Origin of the sequence: Sunxiuqinia dokdonensis, from assembly GCF_001270965.1 — a bacterium.
GTDB lineage: Bacteria > Bacteroidota > Bacteroidia > Bacteroidales > Prolixibacteraceae > Sunxiuqinia > Sunxiuqinia dokdonensis.
The window spans coordinates 24,594-30,990 of sequence record NZ_LGIA01000206.1 but is presented as its reverse complement, the minus strand read 5'-3'; the positions used below and the strand labels follow the sequence as shown (position 1 = coordinate 30,990).

The 6,397-nt window shown below is 38.9% G+C and carries 5 protein-coding genes; all 5 read left to right on the top strand.

Annotated elements, in window-relative coordinates:
- The coding region (locus NC99_RS22200; RefSeq protein ID WP_204375069.1) for a WYL domain-containing protein at window positions 1-1,115 on the top strand (1,115 nt) is incomplete at its 5' end.
- A gap of 425 nt (window positions 1,116-1,540) precedes the next feature.
- Window positions 1,541-2,899, top strand: a complete 1,359-nt coding sequence (locus NC99_RS19550; RefSeq protein ID WP_082326597.1) for an ATP-binding protein — start codon at window positions 1,541-1,543, stop codon at window positions 2,897-2,899.
- A 345-nt stretch (window positions 2,900-3,244) separates the two neighbouring features.
- The gene (locus NC99_RS19545) at window positions 3,245-4,264 is read left to right on the top strand and encodes a virulence RhuM family protein (RefSeq protein ID WP_053187973.1); all 1,020 of its coding nucleotides are present in this window, start codon (window positions 3,245-3,247) and stop codon (window positions 4,262-4,264) included.
- A gap of 471 nt (window positions 4,265-4,735) precedes the next feature.
- On the top strand, window positions 4,736-5,533 hold the full coding sequence (locus NC99_RS19540) for a type IV toxin-antitoxin system AbiEi family antitoxin domain-containing protein (protein ID WP_053187970.1): 798 nt from the start codon (window positions 4,736-4,738) through the stop codon (window positions 5,531-5,533).
- A gap of 59 nt (window positions 5,534-5,592) precedes the next feature.
- The gene (locus NC99_RS19535; protein ID WP_204375068.1) at window positions 5,593-6,315 is read left to right on the top strand and encodes a nucleotidyl transferase AbiEii/AbiGii toxin family protein; all 723 of its coding nucleotides are present in this window, start codon (window positions 5,593-5,595) and stop codon (window positions 6,313-6,315) included.
- The last annotated feature ends 82 nt before the right edge of the window (window positions 6,316-6,397 follow it).

Below are 6,397 nucleotides of genomic sequence, written 5' to 3'. Positions count from 1 at the left end.
ATTTCAAAACTTCATTTCAACTTTTTGACGACAGATATATTCTTATCAAAGGCAGTATCAAACCTTATGAACCTGACTTTACTTTTATTGACGAGAAATCAGGAATAAATATTTTCCTTGACGTTGAGATTGACGAACCATATGAGGGGATAAACGATATTGCAAAGCGTAAAGCAACCCATTTTAGGTTTGCAGACACCAACAGAAACAACGCTTTTAAAAATCGTGGATGGATTGTAATTCGTTTTGCAGAAATTCAAGTTCATCAAAACCCTGAAAGTTGTTGTTTGTTCATCGCTAATGTTATTGCAAACATTCACTCTCAATTCAAAATTCCTGACGGACTTCGGTCAGCGAAACCAATTTCTTCAGTTCCTCAATGGACAAAGGAAGAAGCAGAAAAAATGTCAAGGGAAAAATATCGTGAACGATATTTGGGTATTGACAGCTTTGGATTTGTTAATGAAAACTCTCAAATCACAGTAAGTGAAACGAAACTTGGCGAGGAAACAGAGAAGCAAGTAAAAGACGAACCACCAATAATTATTCCTTCAACAGTTCAACCAACTGCAAATCCAAAGAATGATTTAATCAAAACAGCAATCTGCAACAACAATTTTATTTCTTTCATTTACAACGGAACTCCAACGATTGTAAAGCCAACTCAATTTAATAACGGAAATCTCCACGCATATTGCTACTTAAAAAACACCAATAGAACTTTTTCGATTGCCAATATCCTAAACCCTGTTATCAAGCAAAGAGCATTTACATTGGAAGCAACGGGACCGAATTTAGGTCTTGACAGAATTGCATCGATCGTAAATACAGCAATCCAGTATCGTAAATTTATTCGTATGCGTTACACTCGTTCTGCTTGGACAACATATTCTGTTGACAACACAACAGGAGAATTAATTATTGCCGACAGAATTGAAGCAGAGGAAAGCATACGAACAATAAGCAATATTCAACTTGCTACCGATAGTCCAGGAACTCAAGAGCTTTGGTTCACACCAAACGAAACACATATTACCTCTTATTGTCACAGGCGAGAGGCAGAAAGAATGTTTCGCTTTGACAGAATTGGAGAACTTGCGATACTTGACATATAACGACTGACGATGAAAGAAGAACGAACGCATAACAGCACCTACCCGAGCTGGTTAGGATATGTCGAAGGCTGGTGGCGGCTGGCCGGAATTTGCAATTCCGGCCTTTTAACTGGTGAAAAATGTCTGAACAGGATTTGAAAGATTTAAAGATGGACAGGATTACGTTGCGAAATGAGGACGAGAGTAATAAAATCTTGTCCGTCCCAAAATCAAGCAATCCTATTCAGGACAAAGAAACGACCACGCGCATTTAGGAATCAATTAAAACATACCGGGAAACAAAATGTGAATAGCCCCCGCACAAAACTCCACATCGATAAGTCCCGAAATATCTGCCGATGCTTTAGCTTGAAAAAGAGCAGTTTTTTTACCGACGCATCCGGGAAAATCATGTAATTTTCGACGCAATAAAAAAACAAAAGAATATGCCCGAACAACAAAACATAGAATATAAACAAAGTTGGCATGATGATTACCTTAAATGGGTTTGTGGTTTTGCCAATGCCATCGGAGGAATGATATACATTGGTATTGATAACAAAGGAAATGTTTCTCACCTGGCTGACTATTCAAAATTGATGGAAGATATTCCCAATAAAATCCGTAATTCTATGGGGATTATCTGTGATGTGCAGCTTGAGGATAAAGAGGGAATGAAATACATTTCAATAAAAGTTAATCCGTACTCGGTGGCTGTTTCGTTGCGTGGCAGATTTTATTACCGTACAGGCAGTACGAAAATGGAATTAACAGGTGTTGAATTGAACGAATTTTTGCTTAAAAAGGCTGGTAAAACATGGGATGATGTGGTTGAAGAAGGTGCAACTATAAAAGATATTGAAGAGAAGAGTATTGCAAAGTTTATCGAAGATAGCAGAGAAAAAGGCAGGATGCCTGATACAAAAGGGTTATCCGTTTTTCAAATATTAGAAAAATTACAGCTTACAGAAGGCCGTAAATTAAAAAGGGCAGCCATTGTTCTTTTTGGGAAGAACCCGAACCGATTTTATCCAAATGTTCAGGTTAAAATAGGCCGTTTCGGGAAAGATTCAACCGATTTAAAATTTCAGGAAGTAGTAGAAGGCAACTTGGTTCAAATGTTGGCAGAAGTTCAAGTGCAACTGAATCATAAGTTTTTGACCCGTCCCGTAGATTTTGTTGGAATGCAACGCGTTGAAAAAGACGAATATCCGGTTGCAGCCCTTAGGGAGATGATGCTTAACGCATTAGTACACAGAACTTACATGGGTGCTCATATTCAGCTGCGTGTATATGACAACAGGCTTTCCATTTGGAACGAGGGAGGTTTGCCATTTGGTTTAACTTTGGGAGAATTGAAAGGAGAACACAACTCCCGTCCACGTAATCCTAAAATTGCCAAAGCTTGTTTTATGGCCGGATATATTGATACTTGGGGACGTGGCACCTTAAAAATATACAATTCCTGCAAAGAACATGGGCTTCCTGAGCCTGATATTTTGGAAAAAGATGGTGGCTTTATGGTTGTTCTCCATAAAGTTTGGCAAGGTGTTGATGAAAGTGGTGCAATAGGTGGTGCAATAGGTGGTGCAATAGGTGGTGTAATAGATTCTTTAACAGATCGGCAAAAAGATGTTCTTAAGATTATTAAGGAGAATAATGATGTGACTTATAAAGGCATTGCTGAAAAGCTTGCTATTAATGAATCGGCGGTTGGTGAACATATAAAAAGATTGAAAGAAAAAGGTGCTGTGAAAAGAGATGGCAGTACTAGGGGGAAGTGGGTATTACTCATCGATATCTAATGAAATTCACTGAATAAAAATTAGAAAAGGCAAATAGTGGTCATGCTCCTCAGGATCTGGCGAAAGCATTTTGCGGGTGGACCCGCTTCCCCGAGCTGGTTAGGATATGTCGAAGGCTGGCGGCAGCTGGCTGGAATTTGCAATTCCGGCCGCTTAACCGGTGAAAAATGTCTGAACAGGATTTGAAAGATTATATGATGGACAGGACGACGCTAGGAAATGAGGATGAGATCGACCACCACCGCTGCGGTTTTACTAATGGGTAAAAAATAGGGCAACAGCTCATTTATAACAAGACAACACAGAGCTGCCAAAGATTTTTGTGAAATATTTTACTGGTTAAACATGGCAAATTCAGAAATACTACTCTATCAGACCGAAGATGGACAAACAAAAATTGATGTTCGGCTGGAAGAAGAAACCGTTTGGCTTTCACAAGCACAAATGGGCGAATTGTTTCAGAAAGAACGTTCGGTAATAACTAAGCATATTAAAAACATTTTTGAGGAAGGCGAACTGGACGAAGAATTGGTATGTGCAAATTTTGCACACACCACTCAACATGGCGCCATTAAAGGAAAAACACAAACACAAAGTGTAAAGCTTTATAACCTGGATGTTGTTATTTCGGTTGGTTACCGGGTAAAAAGTCATCAGGGAACAAAATTCCGACAATGGGCAACAGCACGTTTAAAGGAATACATTGTGAAAGGTTTTACGATGAACGATGATCTGCTAAAACAAGCAGGTGGCGGAAATTATTTCGATGAACTATTGGCGCGTATCAGGGATATTCGTTCGTCTGAAAAGGTGTTTTGGCGCAAAGTTTTAGATATTTATGCAACCAGTATCGATTACGACCCATCGCTGGAAATGTCAATGGTATTTTTTAAAACCGTTCAAAATAAAATGCACTGGGCAGCGCACGGAAAAACTGCTGCTGAGGTAATTTACCAAAGAGTTGATTCGACGGTGCCCAATCTTGGTCTTAGTAGTTTTAAAGGCACTAAACCGACGAAACAGGAAGCGGAAATTGCAAAGAATTATCTTTCGGAACAAGAATTGGATATCTTAAACCGGATTGTTACAGCATATCTTGAAATAGCGGAAATTCAAGCACTCAACCAAACCCCAATGTACATGAAAGACTGGATTGAGCAATTGGATAGTTTTCTGCAATTAACAAGAAAAGATGTTTTGAATCACGCCGGAACAATAAGCCATAAGCAAGCTTTACAGAAAGCACATTCGGAATATGAGAAATATAAAGCGCGTAAACAAAATGAATTGTCGGAAGTGGAAAAACATTTTTTGGAACAAATATCTGATACCACAAAAAAGCTGAAGAGCAAGAAAAAAAAGTAATATGAACCCGCTCCTCAGGATCTGTCGAAAGCAGTTAGCGGCTGGTGCAGAGTGTGTCATCCGAACCTTATTAACCGGGAATAATGTCTGAACAGGATTTAAAAGATTGAAAAATCGACAGGATTAAGATGGGAAATGAGGATGAGACGAATGCATTAACCCCCACCACTGCGGGTTATACTAATGGGTTAAAATAGGGCAACAGCTCATTTAAAACAAAGCAATACAGAGCTACCAAAGATTTTTGTGAAATATTTTACTGGTTTAACATGGCAAATTCAGAAATACTACTTTATCAAACCGAAGACGGGCAAACAAAAATTGATGTCCGGCTGGAAAAAAATGGTTTGGCTTTCGCAGGTTCAAATTATAACATAGTAAGATAGGCGGGTAAATCCTTTGAAATTTCAATGTAATGATTTAATTTGCGATCTATTACGAAAATAGTAGTTTAACGCAAATAGATTATAGATGGGGACTCAGTTTTTAACATTAGAGGGTCTTGTTAGTGATATTCGGGCAAAAGGGAGATATTCTTTTGGTTTGGATGAAGTAAAGCAACAATTGGGCCTTTCTGGCAATGCCTTGAATCAGACCCTTTTTCGTTTAAAGAATAAAAATAAAATTACTCCGATTCGTCGTGGCTTTTTTGCAATTATTACACCAGAATATTCCAGACAGGGCATGATACCCCCGAATTTGTTTATCGACGATCTGATGCTTACACTTGAGAAAAAATATTACGTGGGACTATTCTCTGCAGCTGCTTTGTTTGGTGCTGGTCACCAACAGCCAATGGAATACTATGTGATTACTGAAAAGCCGGCACTAAGGGATATAAGGAATCAAAAGTTGACCGTAAATTTCTATGTCAAGCAGGACTGGTCAGAAAATGATATTATCCAAATGAAAACAGATGCTGGATATATCAATGTTTCCTCACCTGAATTGACAGCGCTTGATTTGCTAACCTACGGAAATTTTGGTATAAACCGGGTTTTCACAATACTGGAAGAACTGATAGAAGAAATGAAGCCGTCAGATTTAACAAGGGTGGCACGAAACTATTCGGTAACAAGCTCTATCCAGCGATTGGGTTATCTTATCGATAAGGAAATAGGAAATGAGAAATTGGCTGTTGCCGTAAAGCGAGCATTAAAAGATAAAAAAATACAAACGGTTCAACTATTGAAGCATGTCAGGAATAAAGGAATAACTGACCCCGATTGGAAAATCAATATCAATACTGAATTGGAAAGCGATTTATGATACCACGCAGATATATTGAAGAATGGAGACAAAGTGCCTCGTAGCCTGACAATGCCCAAGTGGAGCAAGATTTGCTAATTGAACGGGCATTAATAGAAATATTTTCAGACGATCTATTACGTGAAAACTTGGCTTTTCGCGGAGGTACAGCATTACATAAGGTTTTTCTTAAGCCTCAGGTTCGTTATTCCGAAGATATTGATCTTGTTCAGATTAAGGAAGGACCGATAAAGCCCCTATTGGAGCGAATAAGGGAGCGAATGAAGTTTTTAGGGACCAAATGCTCAATCAAACAAAATGGAAACAACAATACAATTATCTATCGTTTCGAATCGGAAATTCCACCAATTGTAAACCTTCGGTTGAAGATTGAGATTAACTGCCGGGAACATTTTTCCGTATTGGGATTGAACAAAGTACACTATGAAACCGAAAGCACGTGGTTTAAGGGTAACTGTAGCATCATGTCATATGAGTTGGAAGAGCTGTTGGGCACCAAACTTCGGGCATTATACCAGCGCCGGAAAGGTCGTGATCTGTTTGATCTTTGGTGGGCTGCAAGCCATGAAAATGTTGATAGCGTTAAACTGCGGAACTGTTACCTTGAATACATGCAGTTTGTAGTGGATAAGCCACCAACAACAAAGCAATTTCTCCAAAACCTGAATGATAAAATGATTGATCATGAATTTAGCCACGACATCAATGGATTACTCAGACCAGGAATAGAATATGATCAGGAAAAAGGCTATGCGTATATTACCAGCCGATTAATTATTTAACATCCGCTCTTCCGAATATATACAAAGCAGGCGGCGGCTGAACTGGAAATGCCATCCAGGCCTTATTGACAGGGGATTTGCA

Excerpts from the sequence above, each read along its gene's own strand:
- NC99_RS19550 (WP_082326597.1), top strand. The coding sequence starts at position 1,541 with ATGCCCGAACAACAAAACATAGAATATAAACAAAGTTGGCATGATGAT.
- NC99_RS19545 (WP_053187973.1), top strand. The coding sequence starts at position 3,245 with ATGGCAAATTCAGAAATACTACTCTATCAGACCGAAGATGGACAAACA.
- NC99_RS19540 (WP_053187970.1), top strand. The coding sequence starts at position 4,736 with ATGGGGACTCAGTTTTTAACATTAGAGGGTCTTGTTAGTGATATTCGG.